This is a genomic window from Noviherbaspirillum saxi (assembly GCF_003591035.1).
GTDB lineage: Bacteria > Pseudomonadota > Gammaproteobacteria > Burkholderiales > Burkholderiaceae_D > Noviherbaspirillum > Noviherbaspirillum saxi.
Window position 1 is genome coordinate 1,618,377 of sequence record NZ_QYUO01000001.1, and the last position, 22,768, is coordinate 1,641,144.

Annotated in this window: 23 protein-coding genes, 4 tRNA genes and 1 pseudogene; 26 read left to right on the forward strand and 2 right to left on the reverse strand. The window is 54.2% G+C overall.

Translation table 11 applies throughout. The annotated features are described in order from the left end of the window. The first annotated feature begins 17 nt into the window (after positions 1-17). From fabD to D3871_RS07730, 25 genes are all read left to right on the forward strand, one after another. On the forward strand, positions 18-950 hold the full coding sequence (gene fabD, locus D3871_RS07610) for an ACP S-malonyltransferase (RefSeq protein ID WP_119768343.1): 933 nt from the start codon (positions 18-20) through the stop codon (positions 948-950). Continuing rightward, a complete protein-coding gene (gene fabG, locus D3871_RS07615) occupies positions 947-1,693 on the forward strand; it encodes a 3-oxoacyl-ACP reductase FabG (protein ID WP_119768344.1) in 747 nt (248 codons plus the stop codon). The genes fabD and fabG overlap by 4 nt, the downstream gene beginning before the upstream one ends. A gap of 122 nt (positions 1,694-1,815) precedes the next feature. Continuing rightward, positions 1,816-2,055, forward strand: a complete 240-nt coding sequence (acpP, locus tag D3871_RS07620; RefSeq protein ID WP_040041346.1) for an acyl carrier protein — start codon at positions 1,816-1,818, stop codon at positions 2,053-2,055. Between the two features lie 30 nt (positions 2,056-2,085). Further along, positions 2,086-3,333 (forward strand): beta-ketoacyl-ACP synthase II, encoded by a 1,248-nt coding sequence (gene fabF / locus D3871_RS07625; protein WP_119768345.1) that lies wholly within the window; start codon positions 2,086-2,088, stop codon positions 3,331-3,333. A 106-nt stretch (positions 3,334-3,439) separates the two neighbouring features. Beyond that, positions 3,440-3,895 carry a protein YgfX gene (locus tag D3871_RS07630; RefSeq protein ID WP_420799658.1) on the forward strand — a complete coding sequence of 152 codons (456 nt, stop codon included), beginning with the start codon at positions 3,440-3,442 and terminating at the stop codon, positions 3,893-3,895. Between the two features lie 91 nt (positions 3,896-3,986). Then, positions 3,987-4,589 carry an RNA polymerase sigma factor RpoE gene (gene rpoE, locus D3871_RS07635; protein ID WP_119768347.1) on the forward strand — a complete coding sequence of 201 codons (603 nt, stop codon included), beginning with the start codon at positions 3,987-3,989 and terminating at the stop codon, positions 4,587-4,589. An 85-nt stretch (positions 4,590-4,674) separates the two neighbouring features. Beyond that, on the forward strand, positions 4,675-5,310 hold the full coding sequence (locus tag D3871_RS07640; RefSeq protein ID WP_274381748.1) for a sigma-E factor negative regulatory protein: 636 nt from the start codon (positions 4,675-4,677) through the stop codon (positions 5,308-5,310). 5 nt (positions 5,311-5,315) lie between these two features. Beyond that, positions 5,316-6,320 carry a MucB/RseB C-terminal domain-containing protein gene (locus D3871_RS07645; RefSeq protein WP_119769962.1) on the forward strand — a complete coding sequence of 335 codons (1,005 nt, stop codon included), beginning with the start codon at positions 5,316-5,318 and terminating at the stop codon, positions 6,318-6,320. A 20-nt stretch (positions 6,321-6,340) separates the two neighbouring features. Continuing rightward, positions 6,341-7,819, forward strand: a complete 1,479-nt coding sequence (locus D3871_RS07650) for a DegQ family serine endoprotease (RefSeq protein WP_119768349.1) — start codon at positions 6,341-6,343, stop codon at positions 7,817-7,819. 167 nt (positions 7,820-7,986) lie between these two features. After that, a complete protein-coding gene (locus tag D3871_RS07655; RefSeq protein WP_119768350.1) occupies positions 7,987-8,247 on the forward strand; it encodes a glutaredoxin family protein in 261 nt (86 codons plus the stop codon). Positions 8,248-8,416: 169 nt separating this feature from the next. Continuing rightward, positions 8,417-10,210: a translation elongation factor 4 gene (gene lepA, locus D3871_RS07660; RefSeq protein ID WP_119768351.1), complete on the forward strand. Its 1,794-nt coding sequence runs from the start codon at positions 8,417-8,419 to the stop codon at positions 10,208-10,210. Continuing rightward, a complete protein-coding gene (lepB, locus tag D3871_RS07665) occupies positions 10,207-11,118 on the forward strand; it encodes a signal peptidase I (protein ID WP_119768352.1) in 912 nt (303 codons plus the stop codon). Before lepA ends, lepB begins: the two co-directional genes overlap by 4 nt. Before the next feature lie 25 nt (positions 11,119-11,143). Beyond that, positions 11,144-11,521 (forward strand): DUF4845 domain-containing protein, encoded by a 378-nt coding sequence (locus tag D3871_RS07670; protein ID WP_119768353.1) that lies wholly within the window; start codon positions 11,144-11,146, stop codon positions 11,519-11,521. Positions 11,522-11,544: 23 nt separating this feature from the next. Continuing rightward, positions 11,545-12,537: a ribonuclease III gene (gene rnc, locus D3871_RS07675; protein ID WP_119768354.1), complete on the forward strand. Its 993-nt coding sequence runs from the start codon at positions 11,545-11,547 to the stop codon at positions 12,535-12,537. Then, the gene (era, locus tag D3871_RS07680; RefSeq protein ID WP_119768355.1) at positions 12,534-13,436 is read left to right on the forward strand and encodes a GTPase Era; all 903 of its coding nucleotides are present in this window, start codon (positions 12,534-12,536) and stop codon (positions 13,434-13,436) included. The genes rnc and era overlap by 4 nt, the downstream gene beginning before the upstream one ends. A gap of 113 nt (positions 13,437-13,549) precedes the next feature. Continuing rightward, positions 13,550-14,350 carry a DNA repair protein RecO gene (gene recO / locus D3871_RS07685; RefSeq protein WP_233575551.1) on the forward strand — a complete coding sequence of 267 codons (801 nt, stop codon included), beginning with the start codon at positions 13,550-13,552 and terminating at the stop codon, positions 14,348-14,350. A 14-nt stretch (positions 14,351-14,364) separates the two neighbouring features. Further along, the gene (pdxJ, locus tag D3871_RS07690; protein ID WP_119768357.1) at positions 14,365-15,132 is read left to right on the forward strand and encodes a pyridoxine 5'-phosphate synthase; all 768 of its coding nucleotides are present in this window, start codon (positions 14,365-14,367) and stop codon (positions 15,130-15,132) included. Next, positions 15,129-15,521 (forward strand): holo-ACP synthase, encoded by a 393-nt coding sequence (acpS, locus tag D3871_RS07695; protein WP_119768358.1) that lies wholly within the window; start codon positions 15,129-15,131, stop codon positions 15,519-15,521. The genes pdxJ and acpS overlap by 4 nt, the downstream gene beginning before the upstream one ends. Continuing rightward, complete coding sequence (gene nagZ / locus D3871_RS07700; protein ID WP_233575552.1) at positions 15,518-16,570, forward strand: beta-N-acetylhexosaminidase; 1,053 nt, start codon at positions 15,518-15,520, stop codon at positions 16,568-16,570. Before acpS ends, nagZ begins: the two co-directional genes overlap by 4 nt. 15 nt (positions 16,571-16,585) lie before the next feature. Continuing rightward, on the forward strand, positions 16,586-18,442 hold the full coding sequence (uvrC, locus tag D3871_RS07705; protein WP_119768359.1) for an excinuclease ABC subunit UvrC: 1,857 nt from the start codon (positions 16,586-16,588) through the stop codon (positions 18,440-18,442). 92 nt (positions 18,443-18,534) lie between these two features. Further along, positions 18,535-19,119, forward strand: coding sequence for a CDP-diacylglycerol--glycerol-3-phosphate 3-phosphatidyltransferase (pgsA, locus tag D3871_RS07710; protein ID WP_119769964.1), 585 nt, complete (start codon positions 18,535-18,537; stop codon positions 19,117-19,119). Positions 19,120-19,226: 107 nt separating this feature from the next. Continuing rightward, positions 19,227-19,302, forward strand: a tRNA-Gly gene (locus D3871_RS07715). Positions 19,303-19,394: 92 nt separating this feature from the next. Next, positions 19,395-19,470 (forward strand) — tRNA-Gly (locus tag D3871_RS07720). Positions 19,471-19,581: 111 nt separating this feature from the next. Next, positions 19,582-19,655: transfer RNA gene (locus D3871_RS07725), tRNA-Cys, on the forward strand. A gap of 60 nt (positions 19,656-19,715) precedes the next feature. Further along, a tRNA-Leu gene (locus D3871_RS07730) sits at positions 19,716-19,808 on the forward strand. Positions 19,809-19,873: 65 nt separating this feature from the next. Here the strand turns inward: D3871_RS07730 and D3871_RS07735 are convergent. After that, positions 19,874-20,823 (reverse strand): annotated as a pseudogene (locus D3871_RS07735) (transposase). A gap of 465 nt (positions 20,824-21,288) precedes the next feature. Continuing rightward, positions 21,289-21,585 carry a hypothetical protein gene (locus D3871_RS07740; protein WP_119768360.1) on the reverse strand — a complete coding sequence of 99 codons (297 nt, stop codon included), beginning with the start codon at positions 21,583-21,585 and terminating at the stop codon, positions 21,289-21,291. A 785-nt stretch (positions 21,586-22,370) separates the two neighbouring features. On the opposite strand from D3871_RS07740, the gene gcvH reads away from it, so the two are divergent. Further along, positions 22,371-22,751, forward strand: coding sequence for a glycine cleavage system protein GcvH (gcvH, locus tag D3871_RS07745; RefSeq protein WP_119768361.1), 381 nt, complete (start codon positions 22,371-22,373; stop codon positions 22,749-22,751). Positions 22,752-22,768 lie beyond the last annotated feature (17 nt).

Consider the following 22,768-nt stretch of genomic DNA (forward strand, 5'->3'; position numbering starts at 1 on the left):
AACTAAACCTAGCAAGCATGACCAAATTCGCATTTGTTTTTCCCGGGCAGGGATCGCAGGCCATCGGCATGTTGAATGGATTTGCCGGCAATCCCGTCGTTGCACAAACGATCGCAGAAGCGGCTGACGTGTTGCAATTCGACCTTGCCAAACTGATCGCCGAAGGACCGAAGGAAGAGCTCGATCTGACGACCAACACGCAACCTGTCATGCTTACCGCTGCGGTGGCAATGTACAGGGCATGGATCGCGGCAGGCGGAAAAATTCCCTCTCTGGTAGCCGGACATAGTCTGGGCGAGTACTCCGCCCTCGTTGCTGCAGGCGTCATTGCTTTCAAGGATGCAGTGCCCCTGGTTCGTTTCCGGGCGCAGGCGATGCAGGAAGCGGTGCCGGTCGGGCAGGGCGGAATGGCGGCAATCCTCGGCTTGTCCGATGATGATGTGCGCGCTGCGTGCATAGGAGCCGCTCAGGGCGAAGTTGTTGAAGCGGTCAATTTCAATGCGCCAGCCCAGGTGGTGATTGCCGGGCACAAGGCTGCAGTTGAGCGAGCCTGTGAAGCGGCCAAAGCCAAGGGTGCCAAGCGCGCTTTGCCTTTACCGGTATCGGCCCCGTTTCATTCGTCATTGCTCAAGTCTGCTTCGGATCGCCTGCGCGAATACATGGCGACACTTCATTTTGATGCAGCAAAGATTCCATTGATTAACAATGTCGACGTCGCAATTGCGGCTGATGGCGACGCGATCAAGGACGCGCTCGTGCGCCAGGCTGCCAGCCCGGTTCGCTGGGTCGAGACTGTGCAGAAAATGGCGTCTGAAGGCGTCACCCATGTGATCGAATGCGGGCCGGGCAAAGTTCTCGCGGGTCTTACAAAGCGCATTGATGGCGAGTTGACCGGCGATGCTATTACCGATCAGGCATCCCTGGAAAAAGTTCTGGAGCTCATCAAGTGAATCTGAACAATCAAGTCGCGCTGGTTACCGGCGCATCGCGTGGTATTGGACGAGCGATTGCCCAGGAACTGGCGCGGCAAGGCGCAAAGGTTATCGGCACGGCGACCACCGAGTCGGGTGCCGCAGCCATCACTGCCTACCTAGAAGCTGTTCAAGCCGGATGCGGTAAAGGTGTGGTTCTCAATGTCACCGATTCTGAAGGTTGCCAGGCCGTAGTCGAACAAGTCCAAAAGGAGTATGGCGGACTGTCCATCCTCGTCAACAATGCCGGCATCACGCAAGATCAGCTTGCCATGCGCATGAAAGACGAAGAATGGGATGCCGTCATAGCGACCAATCTTACCGCGGTCGGGCGGTTGTCCCGTGCAGTCCTGCGCGGGATGATGAAGGCCAAGTACGGTCGCATCATCAACATTACATCCGTGGTCGGCTCGGCCGGCAATCCGGGTCAGATGAACTATGCGGCTGCGAAGGCGGGCGTTGCCGGCATGAGCCGCGCACTTGCGCGCGAAATCGGCAGTCGCAACATTACCGTCAATTGTATTGCTCCCGGATTCATCGATACCGACATGACGCGCGAGCTCGGGGAGCAGCAGGTTGCTGCATTGATGCAGCAGATTCCGCTTGGCCGCTTTGGTCTCCCGGAGGATATCGCCACAGCGGCAGCGTTTCTTGCTTCCCCGCAAGCCGGTTACATCACGGGCACAACCCTGCATGTGAACGGCGGCATGTACATGAGTTAAATCTCACTTGAGCACTTTTGGCAGACGTTGGCCTATTAATCAAAACAAAAGCCAAAAGTGAATTTTCGTTGCGCAAACCTGATAAAATGCGCGCACTTTCTGAAACCCATTGGAGGGGTAATATGTCCGATATCGAACAACGCGTTAAGAAGATCGTCGCCGAACAGCTCGGCGTCGCCGAAGCCGACATCAAGAACGAGTCCTCGTTCGTTGACGATCTTGGCGCTGATTCGCTTGACACGGTTGAGCTGGTCATGGCGCTCGAAGACGAGTTCGAAATGGAGATTCCGGACGAGCAGGCCGAGAAGATCACAACAGTACAGCAGGCGATTGATTACGCCAAGGCGCACGTCAAGGCCTAATTTGTTTTTGACTGATTCCAGGAGAACCGCTTGAGCCGCTCACGTGAACGTCGTGTTGTAGTGACTGGCCTTGGTTGCGTATCCCCTGTCGGCAATACCATCGCCGACGCCTGGGCTACGCTGATCGAAGGCAAATCAGGCATTGCGACCATCACAAAATTCGACGCCACGCCTTTTTCGACGCGTTTCGCGGGTGAAGTAAAGGGCTTCAATATCGAGGATTACATTCCCGGCAAAGAGGCGCGCCATATGGACACGTTTATCCATTATGGAATGGCCGCCGGGATACAGGCATTTCAGGACAGCGGCCTGACCGTAACCGATGAGAATGCCGAAAAAATCGGTGTCATCGTCGGTTCGGGTATTGGTGGTCTGCCCATGATCGAAGAAACCCATGCGGAGCTGACCAATCGTGGTCCTCGTCGCATCAGCCCTTTCTTCGTCCCGGCGTCCATCATCAATATGATCTCTGGCCACTTGTCAATCAAGTATGGCTTCAAAGGTCCGAATCTCGCGATCGTCACCGCCTGTACCACGGGCCTGCATTGTATCGGCGCCGCAGCGCGCATGATCGAGTATGGCGATGCCGACGTGATGATAGCTGGCGGTGCGGAATCGACAGTCTCGCCACTCGGAGTGGGAGGTTTTGCGGCTGCGCGCGCACTGTCCGCTCGTAACGACGACCCGGCGACAGCGTCGCGCCCCTGGGATAAGGATCGCGATGGTTTCGTGCTCGGCGAAGGTGCCGGCGTAATGGTTCTCGAAGAATACGAACATGCGAAGGCGCGTGGCGCAAAGATTTATGCTGAAGTGCTCGGCTTTGGCATGAGCGCGGATGCCCATCACATGACGGCCCCCTTGGATGATGGCGACGGCGCGCGTCGTTGCATGGTCTCGGCCATGACAAACGCCGGCGTCAATGCCGATCAGGTCGACTATGTGAATGCCCATGGAACGTCGACGCCGCTCGGCGATATCGCCGAGACAGTGGCGATCAAGCGGGCGCTCGGTGATCATGCAGGAAAGGTCGTCGTCAATTCGACCAAGTCGATGACTGGTCATTTGCTGGGTGGTGCGGGCGGCCTGGAATCGGTATTCACGGTCCTTGCAATCCACAACCAGGTGTCGCCTCCGACCATCAATATCTTCAACCAGGATCCGGCCTGCGATCTGGATTATTGTGCCAACACCGCGCGCAATATGCCGATTAACATCGCAGTCAAAAACTCCTTTGGATTCGGCGGTACCAACGGTACGCTGATCTTCGGTAAAGCCTGATTCCTGAGCAGCCTCTCCCGAGACCGGGAGAGGTCTTCACACCCATTCCCCTGACATGTCTATCGCGGTATCCGCAATAGTGCAACCGTCTCGCCTTCTCGTGGTGATGATCGGTGCGATGTCACTCGTCGTCGCGTCCATTGGTATCGGGGTGGTCATCGGTCTGATTGGCGTGCTCCCCTTCATGCCGAAATGGATATCGGCGTCTGCAATTCTTTTCCTCTCGTTTTTTGGGTTTTATCATGGCACGAAAAGACGAAAACCCATACAACTGGATATCTCCGGCGCAGGTCAGTTTCGACTGACTGAAGTCGCCTCTTTTGCCCCTTGCAGCACCCGAAATCGACCGCATGTAATTACGAATGGCGAAGAATTCAAGCTGCTGGGTGATTCGACCTTGTCGCCGCATCTGATGGTGCTTCGACTTCAGGCAGAGGATAAGAGAATCATCACTGTACTGATTTTGCCTGATAGCGTTTCGCGGGACACTTTTAGGGCAGTGTCGGTGGCATGTCGATGGATTGCGATGAATGGTAAACCATTGAATGCAAACGGGGAGTAAATTTATACATGCAATACGTTGAACCAATTGCATTTCCACAAGTCAACTACATAAGCCGCGTAGATGTTGCAATGAAACAAGGGACCGGGGATTGACGACAGAACGCGATATCGATCAACTGCTTGTCGAGCGTGTACAACACGGCGATAAAAAGGCGTTTGAGCTGCTGGTAAGCAAATATCAGCGTAAGCTCATGCGACTGGTATCGCGGCTTGTACGCGACCAGGCAGAGGCTGAGGACGTTGTTCAGGAAGCCTTTATCAAGGCTTATCGGGCGCTGCCTCAGTTCAGGGGCGATTCTGCGTTTTATACATGGCTTTATCGGATCGGTATCAATACCGCGAAGAATTACCTTGTGACGCAGGGCCGACGTGCGCCGACTTCCACGGAAGCTGATGCTGAAGAAGCTGAGACATTTGATGATGGCGAACACCTCAGGGATATCAATACCCCCGAGTCTATGCTCGCCACAAAACAGATTGCCGAAACGGTGAATGTTGCAATGGATGCTCTTCCTGATGAGTTACGCATAGCAATTACATTGCGTGAAATCGAAGGGTTGAGCTACGATGAAATTGCGGAAGCAATGGGTTGCCCGATTGGAACCGTTCGCAGCCGGATTTTCCGTGCTCGCGAAGCTATCGCAGAAAAATTGAGACCGTTGCTCGGGACTGCGATCGACAAGCGCTGGTAGTGGCAGAGACAGGCAAGCAAAGGTTTTTTAGGCAGAAAACAGGGTTGGCGCAACCTGAACGGGGTAGGGTATGAATACAAAGGAAATGACTCGGGAGCATATCTCCGCATTGGCGGATGGCGAACTCGCGGATCAGCAACTGGATGCGGCACTGGCTGAGTTGCGGGATGACGATGCTCAGTCGGACTGGGCGATCTATCACCAGATCGGCGATCTGTTGCGCTCGGACGACATGGCCGTCAATATCAGTGCCGACTTCGGAGCTCGACTGGCTGCACGTCTGGACGCCGAACCGACAATCATTGCACCAGCTGCCTTGAACGCCCAAACCCAAGCCGATTCTGCGGAGAAGGCGGAAAACCTTTCCAATACAAGCCACGGCAACATGAAGTCGACGCGCAAACGCTGGGCACTTCCAGGCATGGTTGCCGCTGCGGCGATGGCAACTGTAGCGTTCGTTGCAACACCGCAATTGATGGTGGCTTTAAAGGGTTCATCAGGATCGGCAGAAGGCACCAACCTCGCTTCGAGGGATCCATCAATAAATGCTCAGGCAAATGGTGCCACAGCGGTCATGACATCTTCTGCCAATGGCGAAATCATCATGCGCGACGCGCGAATTGACGATTACCTGTTTGCTCACCAGCGTTTCTCTCCCTCAGTTTATAGCACCGCGCAATATGCGCGTTCGGCTACCTTTGCAACCGATTCGACTAAATGATTTGTATGCGGCAAACACACGCGTTGCTCAGGTTTGTCGTTGTCCTGTCAATATGCTTTACGTTTTCTGCTTTTGCTGAGAACGTGGACCCTGCGTCGGACCGCAGGGATGCACAGTCCCTGTTGAGGAAAATTCAGGCTGCGGCGCAAAAACTTAATTATTCCGGTACCTTTGTGTATCAACAGGCAAATCAGATGCGGACTTCACGCATTACACATTTGCTGGAAGGGAAAAATGAAGTTGAAAAACTGGAAATTCTTGATGGTAAGTCTCGTGAATATATTCGGAACAATGACGAAGTCATTTGCTATGTTCAGGACACAAAGACTCTACTGATCGAAAAGCGCGTAACGCATGATGTATTCCCTGCAATCTTTGCAGCCAGCCCGGCGGAGCTTGCTGAAGTCTATACCTTGCGCAAAGATGAATCCGGCCGGATTGCCGGGCACGAATGCCAGTCCATCGTACTCGAACCAAAAGACAATCTGAGGTACGGCTACAAATTATGGGCGGACAAGGAAAGCGGTCTCCTTTTGCGGGCGCAAACCCTCAACGAGAAAAACGAGGTCGTTGAACAAATTTCCTTTACCCAGATTTCCATAGGTAATATCGACCGCAGCAGGGCAAAGCCAAGTGTGACGAACACATCCGGCTGGCGTATTGAAAATGCAGTAATGAGCCAAGTCAATCTGGCCGGTTGGAGCGTAAAATCACTTCCCCCCGGCTTCAAGAAAATCCGCGAGGTTAAACGCATGGTGTCGGATGCCGCGACAACTGGCGGGCAGTCCGCTCAGCGCGAAGTCTCACAAATGGTCTTTTCCGATGGCCTTGCCGCAATTTCGGTATTTATTGAACCGGGTTCGCATAGCCGTACCGAGGGTTCGATGCAGCAAGGTGCGATGAACATTGTCGGAAAGCGACATGGGGATTTTTGGCTTACCATCGTTGGCGAAGTCCCCTCGGCAGCCGTCAGGCAAGTCGCCAATTCCATTGAATTCAAATCTAAATAGCTAACAATAAAAAGGATTCCATGAAAACCATATCTATCGCTCGAAACCTGCTGCTTGCGGTCATGATCGGGCCCTTGGGTAGCACGCTCTTGCCATCCTCGGCAGGCTTGGCATTTGCGCAAGCTGCGTCGGTTGCAGGCCTGCCCGATTTTGCCGACCTTGCAGAGAAAACCGGACCTGCGGTTGTGAACATACGGACAACAGAGCGTGTCAAGCCCGGCCAAGGCGGCGCGCCAAGTACCGAAGACGAAGAGATGCAGGAATTCTTCAGGCGGTTCTTCGGCGTCCCGATGCCTCGGCAGCCGGATCGCACCCCTCGTAACGGCCGCAAGCCGACGCCTCAGCAGGAAGAAGATGTGCCGCGCGGCGTAGGTTCCGGATTCATAATCTCGGCAGATGGCTTTGTGCTGACCAATGCACATGTGGTGGACGGTGCCGATGATGTCTACGTCACGCTGACTGATAAGCGCGAATTCAAGGCAAAAATCATTGGTGTCGACAAGCGCACCGATGTGGCGGTTGTCAGGATCGAAGGCAGCAATCTACCCCGTCTGACCATTGGCGATCCCAACAGATTGCGTGTGGGCGAATGGGTTATTGCTATTGGATCTCCGTTCGGCTTGGATAACACCGTGACAGCCGGCATCATTTCCGCCAAGGCACGCGATACTGGTGATTATCTGCCGTTAATCCAGACCGACGTTGCTGTGAATCCAGGTAACTCCGGCGGCCCCTTGATTAACATGCGAGGCGAAGTCATCGGCATCAATTCTCAGATATATAGCCGTTCGGGTGGATACATGGGGATTTCGTTTGCCGTGCCAATTGATGAGGCCATGCGCGTAGCGGAACAGCTGCGCCTGACCGGGCGTGTCACGCGCGGACGGATAGGGGTGCAGATCGGAGAGGTGACCAAGGATGTGGCCGAATCGCTGGGCATGCCGCGTGCGCAGGGTGCGTTGATTCAACGTGTCGAACCCGGCGGGCCTGCCGAAAAGGGCGGACTGGAAGCCGGCGATATCATTACCAAGTTTAATGGTACTCAAATCGAAAAATCGTCCGATCTGCCGCGTGTAGTTGGTGCGACCAAGCCAGGTACGCGATCCACGCTGACCGTATGGCGTAAGGGCGCCAGCAAGGAAGTGACCTTGTCTATCGCCGAACTCGAGCCGGAAAAAGTTGCAAAGAAGGAAGAGCGCAAGACTAAGCCTGAACAGGTTGCAAATGCTCTTGGACTGGTCGTCAGCGACTTGTCCGACGCGCAGAAGAAAGAGCTCAAGATCGATGGCGGCGCACTGGTTGACGCGGCGGAAGGCCCTGCAGCGCGCGCCGGCTTGCGTGGCGGAGACGTGATCCTTCGCTTGAATAATAGCGATGTGAAGGATGCAAAGCAGTTCAACGCTCTGGTTAGCAAGCTCGAGGCTAAAAAGACGGCGGTGGTACTGGTGCGCCGTGGCGAAGCTTCGCAATTCGTCCCTATCCGGCCAAACGGACAGTAATCCTTTCCAGATACTTCAAAGGCTGCCCTGATACGGGCAGCCGTTTGGCTTGGTTATCGTAGCGATATGCGAAACCGTTTCTCGCCCGGTCGGTGCGGCGCTATACTCATCAAGGAAGCGGCTGAAAAGCGCGATCGGAATGCATACACTTTCAAAAGGGTAAAGTCGTGGTCCAGTTCACCCTCTATTCCCGTTCATACTGCCATCTTTGTGACGACATGCTCGAAGCTTTGCAGACACTAAGCAGCGAGTACCCTTTTAAAATCGAAATCATCGACGTTGATTCCGATGAAACCCTTGTCGCGCAATTTGATGAACTGGTACCCGTCTTGTTTGGACAAAAATCCGGTAGCAGCGCGGCACTTGAGCTGTGTCATTATTTCCTTGATGAGCATAAGGCCCGTGATTTCCTGGCACAGGCCGCATGAAATCCGGTCAGGCTGGCTAATTACCTAGCATGAGGAAGGCGCTTTGTATGGGCTTTCCCTTTCGAAATCCGGTAGAATGCGCGGCATCGAACAACCTTCTGTCATAAGGCGCTCGCTTGGGGGAACTTCCCTCGCTCAGAGCGCCTTTTTTGTAGTTGTAACTTAGTTAATGAACAACATTCGTAATTTTTCCATCATCGCTCACATCGATCATGGCAAGTCGACTCTGGCAGACCGCATCATTCAGATCTGCGGCGGTTTGTCCGATCGCGAAATGGAAGCGCAAGTACTGGATTCGATGGACCTCGAGCGCGAACGCGGAATCACCATCAAGGCACAGACGGCGGCACTGTCGTACAAGGCGCGCGACGGAAAAATCTATAACCTGAACCTGATCGACACTCCGGGCCATGTGGACTTCAGCTATGAAGTGAGCCGCTCGCTGTCGGCTTGCGAGGGCGCGCTGCTCGTGGTCGATGCTTCTCAAGGTGTCGAGGCGCAGACGGTGGCGAACTGCTATACGGCCCTCGACCTGGATGTTGAAGTGGTGCCTGTGCTGAACAAGATCGACCTTCCGTCCGCCGACCCTGACAACGCGATAAGCGAGATTGAAGACGTCATCGGCATCGATGCCGGCGATGCGGTGCGTTGCTCGGCCAAAACGGGGCTCGGCGTGGAAGACGTGCTCGAATCACTTATTGCGAAAGTGCCGCCGCCCAAAGGCGATGCCTCCCAACCCTTGCAAGCGCTGATCATCGATTCCTGGTTCGATAACTACGTCGGTGTGGTCATGCTGGTGCGGATCGTCAATGGCACGCTTCGTCCCAAGGACAAGATCTCGCTAATGGCAACCGGTGCGCAATACCTGGCCGAAAGCGTTGGCGTCTTTACTCCAAAATCACTGGCAAAGGAGTCGCTGTCGGCTGGGCAGGTGGGTTTCGTCATCGCCGGCATCAAGGAGCTCAAGGCTGCGCGCGTGGGCGATACCATCACCCTTGCATCCAAGCCGGCGGCAGAACCGCTGCCAGGTTTCAAGGAAGTGCAACCGCAAGTATTTGCCGGCTTGTTTCCGGTCGAAGCCAACCAGTATGACGCGCTGCGCGATTCTCTCGAAAAGCTGAAGCTCAACGACGCTGCGCTCCAGTATGAACCCGAGGTATCGCAGGCCCTTGGCTTCGGTTTTCGCTGCGGCTTCCTCGGATTGCTCCATATGGAAATCGTCCAGGAACGCCTGGAGCGCGAGTTCGATATGGACCTCATCACCACCGCGCCAACGGTGATTTACGAAGTGGTCCAGCGCGATGGCAGCATCATCATGGTCGACAATCCATCCAAGATGCCGGAGCCGTCCAAGATCGAAGAGATTCGCGAACCTATCGTCACGGTCAACCTGTATATGCCGCAGGAATACGTCGGCTCCGTCATCACGCTATGTACCCAAAAACGGGGTATGCAGATCAACATGACCTATCATGGCAAGCAGGTAATGCTGACCTATGAAATGCCGATGGCGGAAATCGTCCTGGATTTCTTCGATAAGCTGAAGTCGACGTCGCGTGGCTACGCGTCCATGGACTACGAGTTCAAGGAATACCGCGCGGCCGACGTCGTCAAGGTCGATATGCTGATCAACAGCGAAAGAGTCGATGCTCTCGCGATCATCGTTCATCGTTCGAACAGCCAGTACCGCGGCCGTGCGGTGGCAGCAAAGATGCGTGAACTGATACCGCGCCAGATGTTCGATGTCGCCATCCAGGCGGCGATTGGCGCAAACATCATCGCTCGCGAAAACGTCAAGGCCATGCGCAAGAACGTGCTCGCGAAATGCTACGGCGGTGACATTTCGCGTAAGCGCAAACTGCTCGAAAAGCAAAAGGCCGGCAAGAAGCGTATGAAGCAGGTTGGCTCGGTTGAGGTGCCGCAAGAGGCATTCCTGGCGATTTTACAAGTGGAAGATAAATGAGTCTGCAAGCGATTCTCGGCAATTTCGCGTTAATCCTTTTCATCCTGACTATCGCTACCGGCATCATTTGGTTTCTGGATGTCTTTCATTTTTCCAGGCTTCGTCGTGTAAAGGCCGATCAGGCGCTTGCGGAATTCGATGCACGCCATGCTCGACTGCGCGCCGACGGGGTCAAGGCCGACGACAGCGGTCGATCCAGGCTGGAAGCTGAGATTCTCAGGCAGCCGACATGGATCGAATATTCGGGCAGCTTTTTCCCGGTGATTGCCCTGGTGTTTTTCCTGCGTTCCTTTCTGTACGAGCCGTTCAAGATTCCATCAAGCTCGATGGTCCCGACCCTTGTGATCGGCGATCTCATCTTGGTAAACAAGTTCACGTACGGGATCCGGCTGCCTGTTATTAACAAAAAAATCATAGACATCAATGACCCCCAGCGCGGAGACGTGATGGTGTTCAAATTTCCCAAGGACCCGTCGCTTGATTACATCAAACGCGTAGTAGGCGTGCCTGGTGATAAAATCACGTATAAAAACAAGCGGTTAACTGTGAATGGTAAAGAAATTTCTTATCAGTCACTATCGGACTATCTGGACGAAGAACATTTAAGTTACTCGAAGCAGTACGCGGAAAACTTAACTGGAATGCAACATAAGATACTTAATGACGAACGTGCTCCTGCTTATGTGCAAAATCCGGATCCATTTCCCATGCATGAACGTTGTACATATAACCTCGAAGGCTTTACCTGTACCGTACCTGCTGGACATTATTTCATGATGGGTGATAATCGGGATAACAGCCTCGATAGCCGTTATTGGGGTTTCGTTCCAGATGAAAATATTGTCGGAAAGGCATTTTTCGTTTGGATGAATTTCGGCAATATTCGTCGTATTGGCAGTTTTCAATAATTATTAGAACTCAGGGGGAGTTGGGATGAAGGTACGCGCGAAAGCGAGCGGCTTATCGTTGGTGGGATTTCTTTTCGTCATTGTTATTGTGGCTCTGCTCGCGGTACTCGGTTTGAAGCTTGTCCCGACTGTGATGGAGTACGTTGCGATCAAAAAAGCGATCGTCAACGCCAAGAATGCTGGAACAACCGCAAAAGAGATTCAGGATTCATTCGATAAGCAACGTACGACTAATTATGTCGAGTCGGTCAGCGGTAAGGATCTTGAAATCATCAAGACCGGTGAAGGTTTAGAAGTAAGTGTTGCGTATGAAAAGCGCATCCCGCTGGTTGGCCCGGCAAGTTTGGTCCTCGATTATGTAGCGACAACCGGCAAGACAGCGGCTATAAAACCTGCGCAGTAAAAGGAACTAGGCGACGAAGCGAGATGGATTTTAAGTTATTGCAAGACCGGCTGGGCCATTTGTTCAAGGATGCTGCACTCTTGCAGCAAGCCTTGACCCATCGCAGCCACAGCAGCGTGCATAACGAGCGGCTTGAGTTCCTTGGGGACTCGGTCCTGAACTGTGTCGTGGCTTCGTTGTTGTTCGAACGTTATAACAAGATCGACGAGGGTGATTTATCACGCTTGCGCGCCAACCTGGTCAAGCAACAGTCGTTATACGAGATTGCCCAGCGTCTTGAATTGTCGCAGTTCCTGCGGCTCGGCGAAGGTGAGCTGAAATCGGGAGGCTTTCGCCGTCCATCGATTCTGGCGGATACGCTTGAAGCCCTGTTTGGGGCGATATTCCTGGACGCCGGCTTCAATGCAGCGCGCGATGTCATACGCTCGCTCTACATTCCCATACTCGATACAGTAGATCCAAAGACCCTGGGCAAGGATGCAAAGACTCTGTTGCAGGAATACCTGCAGGGTAAAAAGCTGGCCTTGCCTCAATACAATGTTGTCGCTACTCACGGTGCCGCGCATAACCAGGAATTCGAAATTGAATGTCTGGTACCGAAACTGGATATTCAGGTATTTGGTACCGGAGGCAGCCGCAGGGCCGGCGAACAGGCTGCTGCCAAACTGGCGCTGGAAGCCGTACAGAATGCGCTGGTAAAAACGACTGCGTCGGGTCGCAAGACCCGCCCGCGCGCCTCGCAGCTGAAACTGGCCGGAATCGCCACGATCCAACCTGATGCGCCCATTGGAGAAGAGGTAAAAAAGCCGGCGAAAACCTCGGCCAAGGCGGATGGCAAGGCTGACTCTGTACCGGATTCAAAGCCGGACGCAAGACAGACCCGGCTGGACCTCAAAACCGATGCAAAGGCGGACGCAAAAGCGGGCGCGGCTTCACCCGAGAGCGAATCCGTACAACCGCAAGGTGGCGCCAAACTCGCATCAAACACGGCATCGCCTGAAACGAAAACTGCATGACACCTCCTGACGCTTCTCCTGATTTCCGCTGCGGGTATATCGCGATTGTCGGTCGCCCCAACGTCGGTAAATCGACCTTGATGAATGCGCTTATCGGCGCCAAGGTCAGTATTACCTCGCGCAAGGCGCAAACCACACGTCATCGCATCACAGGCATACAGACTAGGGAATCCGCGCAATTCGTGTATGTCGACACGCCCGGCTTTCAGACACGTCACGCAAATGCCCTGAATAAAACCCTTAACAGGACAGTCACCAATACACTGACTGCCGCTGACGTCATCCTTTTCATCATCGAGGCTGGCATCTTTGGACAGCCTGACAAACAGGTACTTGGCCTAATCCCGAAAAATGTCCCGTGCATACTTGTCATCAACAAGTCGGATCGGATCAAGGACAAGGCAGTGATGATGCCGTTCGCGCAGCAGGTTGCCAGCGAGCGCGATTTCACTGCAATTGTCCCGGTATCGGCAAAGCAGCGGTTCCAGCTCGACGCGCTGGAAAAGGAAATCGAAAAATACCTTCCTGTAAACCCTCCGATGTTCGGCGAGGATGACATTACAGATCGTAGTGAAAAATTCCTGGCCGCCGAAATCATTCGCGAAAAAGTCTTTCGCTTCGTTGGCGAGGAATTGCCCTATACCAGCACGGTTGTCATCGAGAAATTCGAAGAAGAAGGCAACCTGCGCCGCGTATTTGCAGCGATCCTTGTCGAACGCGATGGGCACAAGGCAATGGTCATCGGTCAAAAGGGAGCGAAACTGAAGGAAATCTCCACGCAAGCACGGCTCGATATGGAAAAGCTGTTCGGTGGGCCCGTGTATCTGGAAATCTGGGTCAAGGTCAAATCCGGCTGGGCAGATAATGAAGCCGGATTGCGCGCCTACGGCTACGAGTAGTACGCGTTCAGATTGTTGTCTTTCGACTGAGTCGCTCCCGACTGCCAATGTCCTTCCCCCTTGCCAACGACGACACACAATCTGACGCAGACCCTGCTGCGTTGGAAAGATCATTGGGCCAGGAAAATACCCCTAAATCTCAGGCGTCCGGCGATGGCCGCCGACGCGGCGCTACCGATCGGCGCGCTAAAAGTCCGGAGAGGGAAACAAGAATCAGTGCGCAGCCGGCCTTCGTCCTTCACAGTTATCCCTACAAGGAAACCAGTCTGATCGTCGACGTGTTTTCTCGCGATTACGGTCGTGTTGCCCTGGTCGCCAAAGGTGCCAAGCGGCCGCATTCCAAACTGCGCGGAGTGCTTCAGACTTTTCAGCCATTGTCGGTCGGCTGGACCGGCAAGGCGGAAATCAGAACCTTGACCGATGCGGAATGGATAGGAGGCCTGTTGCCTTTGGAAAAGGCCGCATTGCTTTGCGGCTTTTATCTGAACGAATTACTGGTCAAGCTGCTCGCCCGCGACGATCCTCATCCCGGATTGTTTGACCATTACGTGGCAACGCTCAATCAGCTTGCCCATGATGAGCCCGCGCCCATCGTACTGCGCAAATTCGAACGCGCACTATTGAAGGAAACCGGCGTTGCCGGCACACTGAGTATGGATTCGGTATCGGGCCAGCCGGTTATTTCCGATGAAACCTATGTTGTCGATCCGGAGCGCGGTCCGCGTCCTGCACATGCATCGGACAATTCGCCGCGCGTTTCGGGCAAGACGCTCCTTGATATGGAGCGGGAAGACTATACCGACGCGACGACACAATTGCAGAGCAAGTTCCTGATGCGTTTCCTGCTTGCGCATCACCTTGGCGGCACGCCGCTCAACACACGCCAAATTCTGATAGATTTGACGCAGTTATAGCCCCATCTTCTGCCATGAGCCTCTTACATCCCCACAAGCCGGTCATTGACCTTGGTGTCAATATCGACCATGTCGCCACCCTTCGGAATGCGCGAGGGACGGTTTATCCAGACCCGGTACAGGCGGCGCTGCTCGCCGAGGAATCGGGAGCGGACTGCATTACCTTGCACCTGCGCGAAGACCGCCGGCATATCCGCGATGCAGACGTGGAAGCGATCCGCCCGCAGTTGCGGACACGCATGAATCTCGAATCGGCGGTGACTGCCGAAATGCTCGACTTCGCGTGCCGCATCAAGCCGCAGGACGCCTGTCTGGTGCCGGAGCGCCGCAACGAAGTCACCACCGAAGGCGGGCTCGATGTCGCAAAGTATTTTGCCGAAGTCCAGGCTGCGGTTCGTCAGTTGCAGCGCGAAGGCATCCGTGTCAGCCTGTTTATCGACCCGGACCCGGTGCAGATCAAGGCAGCCTCCGAGTGCGGCGCTCCGGTCATTGAAATTCATACCGGCCGCTACGCCGAAGCGGATACCGAGGCGGAAATCCAGCGTGAACTTGAACGCGTACAGCAAGCCGTGTTGGAGGGCGTACGTCATGGGCTGAAGGTTAACGCCGGGCACGGACTTCACTATACCAATGTGCAGCCCATTGCCGCGATTCCCGAGATTGTCGAGCTCAATATCGGGCATGCGATCGTGGCACAAGCCGTGTTTATCGGCTGGCAAAACGCGATCAAGGAAATGAAGGCGGTCATGACGGCGGCTCGCCTCGGCATTCATAAAAAATGATTTACGGCGTCGGCACCGATATCATCCAGATCTCGCGCATCGAGGCGGCGTTGCAGCGCAACGGCGAGCGCTTCGCGGAAAAGATTCTAGGTGTCGAAGAACTGGAAAAATATCATCGGCGCAAGGCAAAAGTCGAGGCAAGAGGGCTTCGATTTCTGGCAACCCGGTTTGCGGCCAAGGAAGCGTTTTCCAAGGCAATCGGACTGGGCATGCGCATGCCCATGACCTGGCGTTCCATGCAGACATTGAACGACCCCAGTGGAAAACCAGTTGCAGTATTGCATGGTGCATTGAAGGATTTTATGGAACGAAACGGGCTCACGGCGCAGGTTTCGATTACCGATGAAGCCGACTATGCGGTCGCCTTCGTCATCGTGGAGAAGACATGAGTGTGATGGCAGCAAACGGTGCGCTTGGTCCAGTGATGCTGGACGTTGTCGGCAAGACCCTGACGGAAGAAGATATCCGTCGTATCAGGCATCCACTGACCGGAGGGGTAATCCTGTTTGCGCGAAACTATGAGGACCGCAAGCAGCTCACCGCCTTGACCGAAGCAATCCATGCCGCCCGTCCCGGAGTCCTGATCGCGGTCGATCATGAAGGCGGCCGCGTACAGCGCTTCCGTACCGACGGCTTCACCCGGCTGCCTGCTATGCGCCGGCTGGGTGAACTGTGGGACAGGAACGTCCTTGAAGCGCTTCGCGCTGCTACCGATATCGGCTTTGTGCTTGCGAGCGAACTGCGCGCCTGCGGCGTAGATCTGTCCTTTACCCCGGTACTGGATTTGGATTATGGCGAGTCGGGAGTCATCGGCGACCGTTCTTTTCATCGCGATCCGCGTGTTGTTACCGTTCTGGCAAAAAGTTTGAACCACGGGCTTGCGCTTGCCGGCATGGCCAATTGCGGAAAGCATTTCCCAGGACACGGCTTCGTCAAGGCGGATTCACATATCGATATTCCGGTCGACGAGCGGAATCTGAAGGAAATACTCGGTGACGATGCCGCGCCTTACGACTGGATCGGGCTCGGGTTAGCGGCGGTCATGCCGGCCCACGTGATCTATCCAAAGGTCGACAAGAATCCGGCAGGCTTCTCGAAAAAATGGCTGTCGATCCTGCGTAAAGATATGGGATTTCAGGGGGTTATTTTCAGCGATGATCTCAGCATGGAAGGCGCGAGCGTCGCCGGAACCGTGACTGATGCGGCCAGGGCGGCTCTCGGTGCCGGCTGCGACATGGTCCTGATCTGTAACTCGCCGGAAAAAGCCGATCAACTGCTTGCCGAGCTCAAATCGAAAACGGGCGCTGCAGCGAGCGCATCGTCTGCCCGTATAGCATCGCTTGTTCCCCAATCCGCTCCTTTGAATTGGGATATGCTCCAGACGAACGTACGTTATCTCGCCGCGCGCCACACGGCACAGTCACTGGCGAGTGCATAAGGAAGAGTCTCACCGATGTCCGAGCCTGTCGCACCCGATCCGCGCGCTATCGTTCTTGAAACCGTTGCCAAGCTGCCGCACCTGCCGGGCGTATATCGCTATTTTGATGCCGACGACAAGCTGCTGTATGTCGGCAAGGCGCGCGACCTGAAGAAACGGGTTTCCAGTTATTTTCAGAAGAACCTTGCGAGTCCGCGTACCGCAATGATGGTCGAGCGCATTGCGCGGCTTGAAACGACGGTCACGCGTAGCGAAGCGGAAGCATTACTTCTTGAAAACAATCTGATCAAGACGCTGCAGCCGCGTTTCAATATCCTGTTCCGGGACGACAAGTCTTATCCCTACCTGAAGATCACAGCGCAGGAAACGCCGCGCATGGCGTATTACCGAGGTTCGGTCGATAAAAAGCACCAGTATTTCGGCCCATTCCCCAGTGCCTGGGCTGTGAAGGAATCGATGCAGATTCTGCAAAAGGTGTTTCGGATCCGGACTTGCGAAGATACGGTATTTGCTAACCGTACAAGACCCTGTCTGTTACATCAGATCCAGCGCTGCAGCGGCCCCTGTGTGAACGCAATCAGTAAAGAGGATTACGCTTCCGATGTGGATAATGCCGCGAAGTTTCTGCGCGGCCGGCAGAGCGAAGTGCTTGAAACGCTGGAAAAGAAAATGCATGCGTTCGCCGGGGAGTTGAAGTTCGAGCAGGCCGCCGCCGTGCGCAACCAGATCACTGCATTGTCACGCGTGCTGCATCAGCAAACGATGGAAACGGTGGGGGATGCGGACATCGACATCATTGCTGTTGTGGTGCAGGGCGGACGCGCCTGCGTCAATCTGGCGATGGTGCGAGGAGGGCGCCATCTTGGCGACCGCGCGTATTTCCCGACACATGTCGACGATGCAATAGCGACGGCGGAAGATACTGTCGAAATCGCCGTGCTCAAGGCATTCCTGGCGCAGCATTACATCGATACGTTTATTCCTTCGACACTTATTTTGAGCCTGGAATTTGACGAGCCGGCTTTGATGATGGCGCTGATGGAACAATGCGGTCACAGGATTACGCTGGTGTTTCAGCCACAAGGCCAGCGCAGGCAATGGCTGGAGATGGCGCAGAAGGGTGCCGAGATCGCGCTTGCGCGACTGCTATCGGAGCAGGGATCGCAGCAGGCGCGCACGCGCGCCCTGGTTGACGCGCTGGGTATCGACGCGACGGACATGGAAACCTTGCGCGTCGAGTGTTTCGATATCAGCCATACGCAAGGCGAGGCGACCCAGGCGTCCTGTGTGGTGTTTCATCATCATGCAATGCAAAATGGCGAATACCGCCGCTATAACATCAATGACATCACACCGGGCGACGACTATGCAGCCATGCGTCAGGTGCTGATGCGACGTTATGAAAAGGTGGCCAATGGCGACGGCGTGATGCCGGACATCGTTCTTATCGACGGCGGCAAGGGGCAGGTTGAAATGGCGCGTCAAGTCTTCAGCGAACTCGGTCTGGACATAGGCCTGATCGTAGGTGTGGCGAAAGGCGAAGGTCGCAAGGTCGGCCTTGAAACGCTTATCTTCGCCGATGAGAGAGCGCCGCAGGAATTGGGCAAGGAATCGGCGGCCCTCATGCTTGTCGCGCAGATTCGTGATGAAGCGCATCGCTTTGCGATAACCGGCATGCGTGCCAAACGTGCGAAAGCCAGGCAGACTTCACGTCTCGAAGAAATCGAAGGAATCGGCGCCAAGCGCAGGCAGAAGTTGCTCGCCCGTTTCGGCGGCCTGCGAGGTGTCGCGGATGCCAGCGTTGAAGATCTTGCATCGGTGGACGGCATTTCACGTCAACTTGCCGAAGAGATTTATAAACAATTGCATTGATCGATGACGACGTGCAGGGTGCATCGATCGGTATTTCATTGCAGCCAACGCAAGTTCCACGCGATAATCGCGATAAATTACCGGCGCTGATTATGCCTCTCAATATTCCTATTCTGCTTACCTGGCTGCGCGTAGCGCTCATTCCCCTTGTAGTGGGGGTCTTCTATCTGCCTGACGACTGGCTATCACCCTACGCAAAAGGCGTCGCCTCCACCGCGATATTCATCGTCGCGGCCGTGACCGACTGGTTCGATGGTTTTCTGGCACGGCGCTGGAACGAAACCTCTGCTTTCGGCGCGTTCCTGGATCCGGTCGCGGACAAGCTGATGGTGGCCGGTGCGCTGCTGGTACTCGTCGAGTTCGACCGCGTCAACGCCGTCATTGCCTTTATCATCATTGGACGAGAAATTGCGATCTCCGCATTGCGTGAATGGATGGCGCAACTAGGTGCTTCGAAGTCGGTTGCCGTCAGTTCGATCGGTAAGATCAAGACGACGGCGCAAATGATCGCCATTCCAATGCTCCTGTACAGCGATACGCTTTTTGGTTTCATCGATACACGCTTGCTTGGCGCATGGCTGCTTGTCATTGCCGCAGTGCTGACCGTGTGGTCAATGTTTTACTACTTGCGCAAGGCTTGGCCGCTGATCAAAGAAAAGGCAGGCCGTCTGATCTAAGTCCGTCTATTTTGCCTGCCATGCGTATGCGCGTGCGTCGTCAATCAGAGCCAGGCAAAGGGTTGACAGGGATCCTTAATCCTCTATAATGCGTGTCTGTTGTGAACGCGGGAGTAGCTCAGTTGGTAGAGCGCAACCTTGCCAAGGTTGAGGTCGAGAGTTCGAGACTCTTCTCCCGCTCCAGAATCCGAAAGGAAGCTTCCTAGCTTCCTTTTTTATTTCGACAGATTTCGGTGTCCTTACGAAATCATTGGGCGAAGTAAAATGCAGTATATGCGGGAATAGCTCAGTTGGTAGAGCGCAACCTTGCCAAGGTTGAGGTCGAGAGTTCGAGACTCTTTTCCCGCTCCAGTTTTCTAGACGTCGATGCATCATCTGCTTCAATCGTGCCAAGCGGAGTCGAGTTTGCTTGCCGATACTTGAAAGCGCGATTTTGGTTTTGTAGTTAAAATGTCTTCCCATGGCGGGGTAGCAAAGTGGTTATGCAGCGGCCTGCAAAGCCGTTTACGCCGGTTCGATCCCGACCCCCGCCTCCAGTTCTCCAAAAAGCGCCGCGTGCGCTTTTTTTGTATGTGCGGCCAACTTGTTTGTATCGTGCCCGAGTGGTGAAATTGGTAGACACAGCGGACTTAAAATCCGCCGCTTACCCGAGAGGGGGCGTACCGGTTCGATTCCGGTCTCGGGCACCAATCATCTATATCATCCCGTCTCATATCCGAGGTATCGTCAAGTGTTGTGGATGGACGGTCAGTGTTCAGGCGGCAGCCAGCTGCTGTTGCTCACGAACTCCATCGATAAACTTCACTCCACGAATCACTTCTGCCAGCCAAGTAAATCCCTTCAAGCGCCGGAACGACTGTTCTGCGCAGATGGCCAGCTTGAACAGCATCGCCAACAACGATGTTCTTGAGCAGGCACCTTTGACACGTTCCGTGCGGTGACGAATGGTGGCAAACGTCGACGCGATGACATTCGATGTCCTCAGATGGACCCAGTGCTCAGCCGGGAAATCATAGAAAGCCAGTAACGCTTCCCGGTCCTTTGCCAGACATGCGGTCGCCTTCGGATACTTCGCCTCGTAGGTGCTCAGGAAAGCGTCGAATGCGCTGTCTGCCTGTGCCCGCGTCTCTGCCGTGTTTCAGCAAACACTTCATCGAGCGCCGCCCAGAATCCCAGCGCACCATCTTCAATCGCCAGGAACCGCTTCTGGCCACGCTCGTTGACGCTGACGACCACCAGGGCACATAACCGGTGATCTTCGGCACAGATGCCGGAGTACACGCCATCCGCCCACACCTACACCCAGCGCTCCTTCGACAAATCGCTCTTGTTCCAGGCCGCATACTCGGCAGCCCAGGTTTGCTTCAGAGGGCTGATCACGCCAGACGAAAGATTCCCGGTGCCCGGCCCCACCAACGCTTCCAATGCCGGCCCAATATCAGCCTGCGAAATGCCGCGTAAATACAGCCAGGGCAGAACTGCATCGACCGAGGCAGCATATCGGACATCGTCCGGTACCAGCTTCGATTCGAACCGGATACCTTCACCGGTACGGTCCTTCACCCTTGGCACCTTGACCGTGACTGGCCCGGGCCCTGTCAATATCGCCCGTTCGGGCAAATAGCCATTGCGCACGACTGCCGGCTTGCCGTTCAGATCGCGTACCTGCGCGTTACTGTGCCAACAGCTCGGCGCATTCGGCATGGATGGCCGCCTGCAGCAATTCCACCACCTTTTTCACCTACCCTTCATCCGCAAGATTCCGTTATACCTGCCGCGCACGCGCGTAACAAGGCAAAGGGCGAGCCGTAAAAAGTAACGTCACAAAGCCAGTGAGGTTGAACGCCGGGCCGATTATCGAGGCGCGGTCTGTGACGGTCTGTCATGGATTAGCTCGGACGTGTCGCAACATCCAATTTCCACGGCTCCGCAAATCGAGCACTGGTTTGCTGCAATATTTCATGTATGGGGGTGAATTGTGGGCAAAACCATCAATACCCGTTGAAACCCAGCATAGCTGCTGGCCTTTTAGTGGACACAATGCTCACAAACCGTGCCGCCTCCCGGAAGTCTCGCAATAGCTCATTAAATCGCCTTTGCTCTGCCAACCACTCAGCCGAGCGCATGCTGTGTTTTCGCGCATTCTGGGAGGCGCTCGCTCTGCCGGTTTCAGAATCCTAGATAATCGTTCAAGAAATTGTCCAAAAAAGAGCGCTCAGGATTGTAAAAACGCCCCGTAAAGCCAAACCACATCCATTGCTCTGCTGGAACTGCCGAGAAGGGAAGTGATTGCATAGCCTGCGTAGGAGTAGCGATTGTAGTGGAGGTGGTCGTCGACATAGCTGGAGCGGAGGTAGTAGTCGGCATAGTTGGAGCGGCACCGCCGTTTCCGCCATGTACGGTTGTCATGGCTTTGTTATCGAGTTCTACGGCGAGAGGGAGGTCGTTGACGATTAGGGCTTGCATTGGACTGTCTCCTTAACAGATCAGTGTTTCGGTTAATGAGCACTTGTTGCGCTCAGCGGACAATAGGCATAAGACATGCCAACCGCAGAAAACAGTCTGAAAGGCTTTCTAACTGTTTGAAAAAATGTGTTTTTTTCTTGTCATTGAGGATTCGTCAATGCGCGTGGCCATAGCGGCAAATCAACTGTCTAGCTACACCCAACAACTTTCGTGAGGGCTGTTCGCTAAAGGCCAACGGGCATCGCGAGTAAATGTTGGAGACGCATACATCTGCTCATCCGATTCGCCTATCAACATACTTGGCAACTTGAGCCTGATCGTTTCATGCTTCCATCGTACACACTGATTCAAATCGCAGAACGTTAAACCCACGTTTCGTGGATATTTGAAAGATGTGTTCTTTGAATCAGATCAAGTTGATACCTCGACGCGACTGTTGACTTGCTGCTTACCATTTCCATTAATCTTTCATTAGCGCAATGCTTTGGAGCTGGCTACTTTTTTGTCTTTTCTTGTCAAAATAAAATGCGTTCAAATTTTTAATTAATAAAAATATTTCGAAATAAAAGTTTGCTATTTAAATGTTTTGGCAAATCATTTGAATACAATAAAAACAAAGAAGGCTCTAAAATTTTCGCCATTGTTGATGTGGCGAAATGCCGCATTCAACCAGCATTTTTCAACGCAAAAAAGCTCGTTCTAGAGTAGCTTTTGAATTGCTTGCAGCAAGGGCCTTTTGTGCTTTGCACCAATAAATTTACTGACATCTTTCTGGAGATCATCAAATGAGCAAAACCCTTTTCACGCAGGAGCATGAGTGGTTGCGCGTCGACGATAACGGCGTTGTCACCGTAGGCATTACTGACTATGCCCAAGACCATCTGGGCGACCTTGTCTACATCCAGCTTCCCGAAGTCGGCAAGGAGTTCGCAAAAGGTGATGAGGCTGCGGTAATTGAGTCGGTCAAGACAGCAGGCGAAATCCTGATGCCTGGCGCAGGTGTTGTCACCGCAATCAACGAGGCACTTGCCGATGAACCGGGCAAGGTCAATGAAGATCCAATGGGAGAAGGCTGGTTCTTCGCATTCAAGGCTGCCGATGCTTCCGCACTCGAAGGCTTGATGGATGAGGCATCGTACAAGACTTATATCGAATCGCTCGGCTGATCTGCCGTAACAAGTTG

Bases quoted from the DNA above. Each gene is read 5' to 3' on its own strand.
- D3871_RS07740 (WP_119768360.1), bottom strand. From the start codon at position 21,585: ATGCAAGCCCTAATCGTCAACGACCTCCCTCTCGCCGTAGAACTCGAT.
- lepB (WP_119768352.1), top strand. From the start codon at position 10,207: ATGAGTCTGCAAGCGATTCTCGGCAATTTCGCGTTAATCCTTTTCATC.
- D3871_RS07640 (WP_274381748.1), top strand. From the start codon at position 4,675: ATGACTCGGGAGCATATCTCCGCATTGGCGGATGGCGAACTCGCGGAT.
- D3871_RS07645 (WP_119769962.1), top strand. From the start codon at position 5,316: ATGCGGCAAACACACGCGTTGCTCAGGTTTGTCGTTGTCCTGTCAATA.
- acpP (WP_040041346.1), top strand. From the start codon at position 1,816: ATGTCCGATATCGAACAACGCGTTAAGAAGATCGTCGCCGAACAGCTC.
- nagZ (WP_233575552.1), top strand. From the start codon at position 15,518: ATGAGTGTGATGGCAGCAAACGGTGCGCTTGGTCCAGTGATGCTGGAC.
- pdxJ (WP_119768357.1), top strand. From the start codon at position 14,365: ATGAGCCTCTTACATCCCCACAAGCCGGTCATTGACCTTGGTGTCAAT.
- fabD (WP_119768343.1), top strand. From the start codon at position 18: ATGACCAAATTCGCATTTGTTTTTCCCGGGCAGGGATCGCAGGCCATC.
- acpS (WP_119768358.1), top strand. From the start codon at position 15,129: ATGATTTACGGCGTCGGCACCGATATCATCCAGATCTCGCGCATCGAG.
- rnc (WP_119768354.1), top strand. From the start codon at position 11,545: ATGGATTTTAAGTTATTGCAAGACCGGCTGGGCCATTTGTTCAAGGAT.
- D3871_RS07670 (WP_119768353.1), top strand. From the start codon at position 11,144: ATGAAGGTACGCGCGAAAGCGAGCGGCTTATCGTTGGTGGGATTTCTT.
- pgsA (WP_119769964.1), top strand. From the start codon at position 18,535: ATGCCTCTCAATATTCCTATTCTGCTTACCTGGCTGCGCGTAGCGCTC.
- uvrC (WP_119768359.1), top strand. From the start codon at position 16,586: ATGTCCGAGCCTGTCGCACCCGATCCGCGCGCTATCGTTCTTGAAACC.
- D3871_RS07630 (WP_420799658.1), top strand. From the start codon at position 3,440: ATGATCGGTGCGATGTCACTCGTCGTCGCGTCCATTGGTATCGGGGTG.
- era (WP_119768355.1), top strand. From the start codon at position 12,534: ATGACACCTCCTGACGCTTCTCCTGATTTCCGCTGCGGGTATATCGCG.
- D3871_RS07650 (WP_119768349.1), top strand. From the start codon at position 6,341: ATGAAAACCATATCTATCGCTCGAAACCTGCTGCTTGCGGTCATGATC.
- lepA (WP_119768351.1), top strand. From the start codon at position 8,417: ATGAACAACATTCGTAATTTTTCCATCATCGCTCACATCGATCATGGC.
- gcvH (WP_119768361.1), top strand. From the start codon at position 22,371: ATGAGCAAAACCCTTTTCACGCAGGAGCATGAGTGGTTGCGCGTCGAC.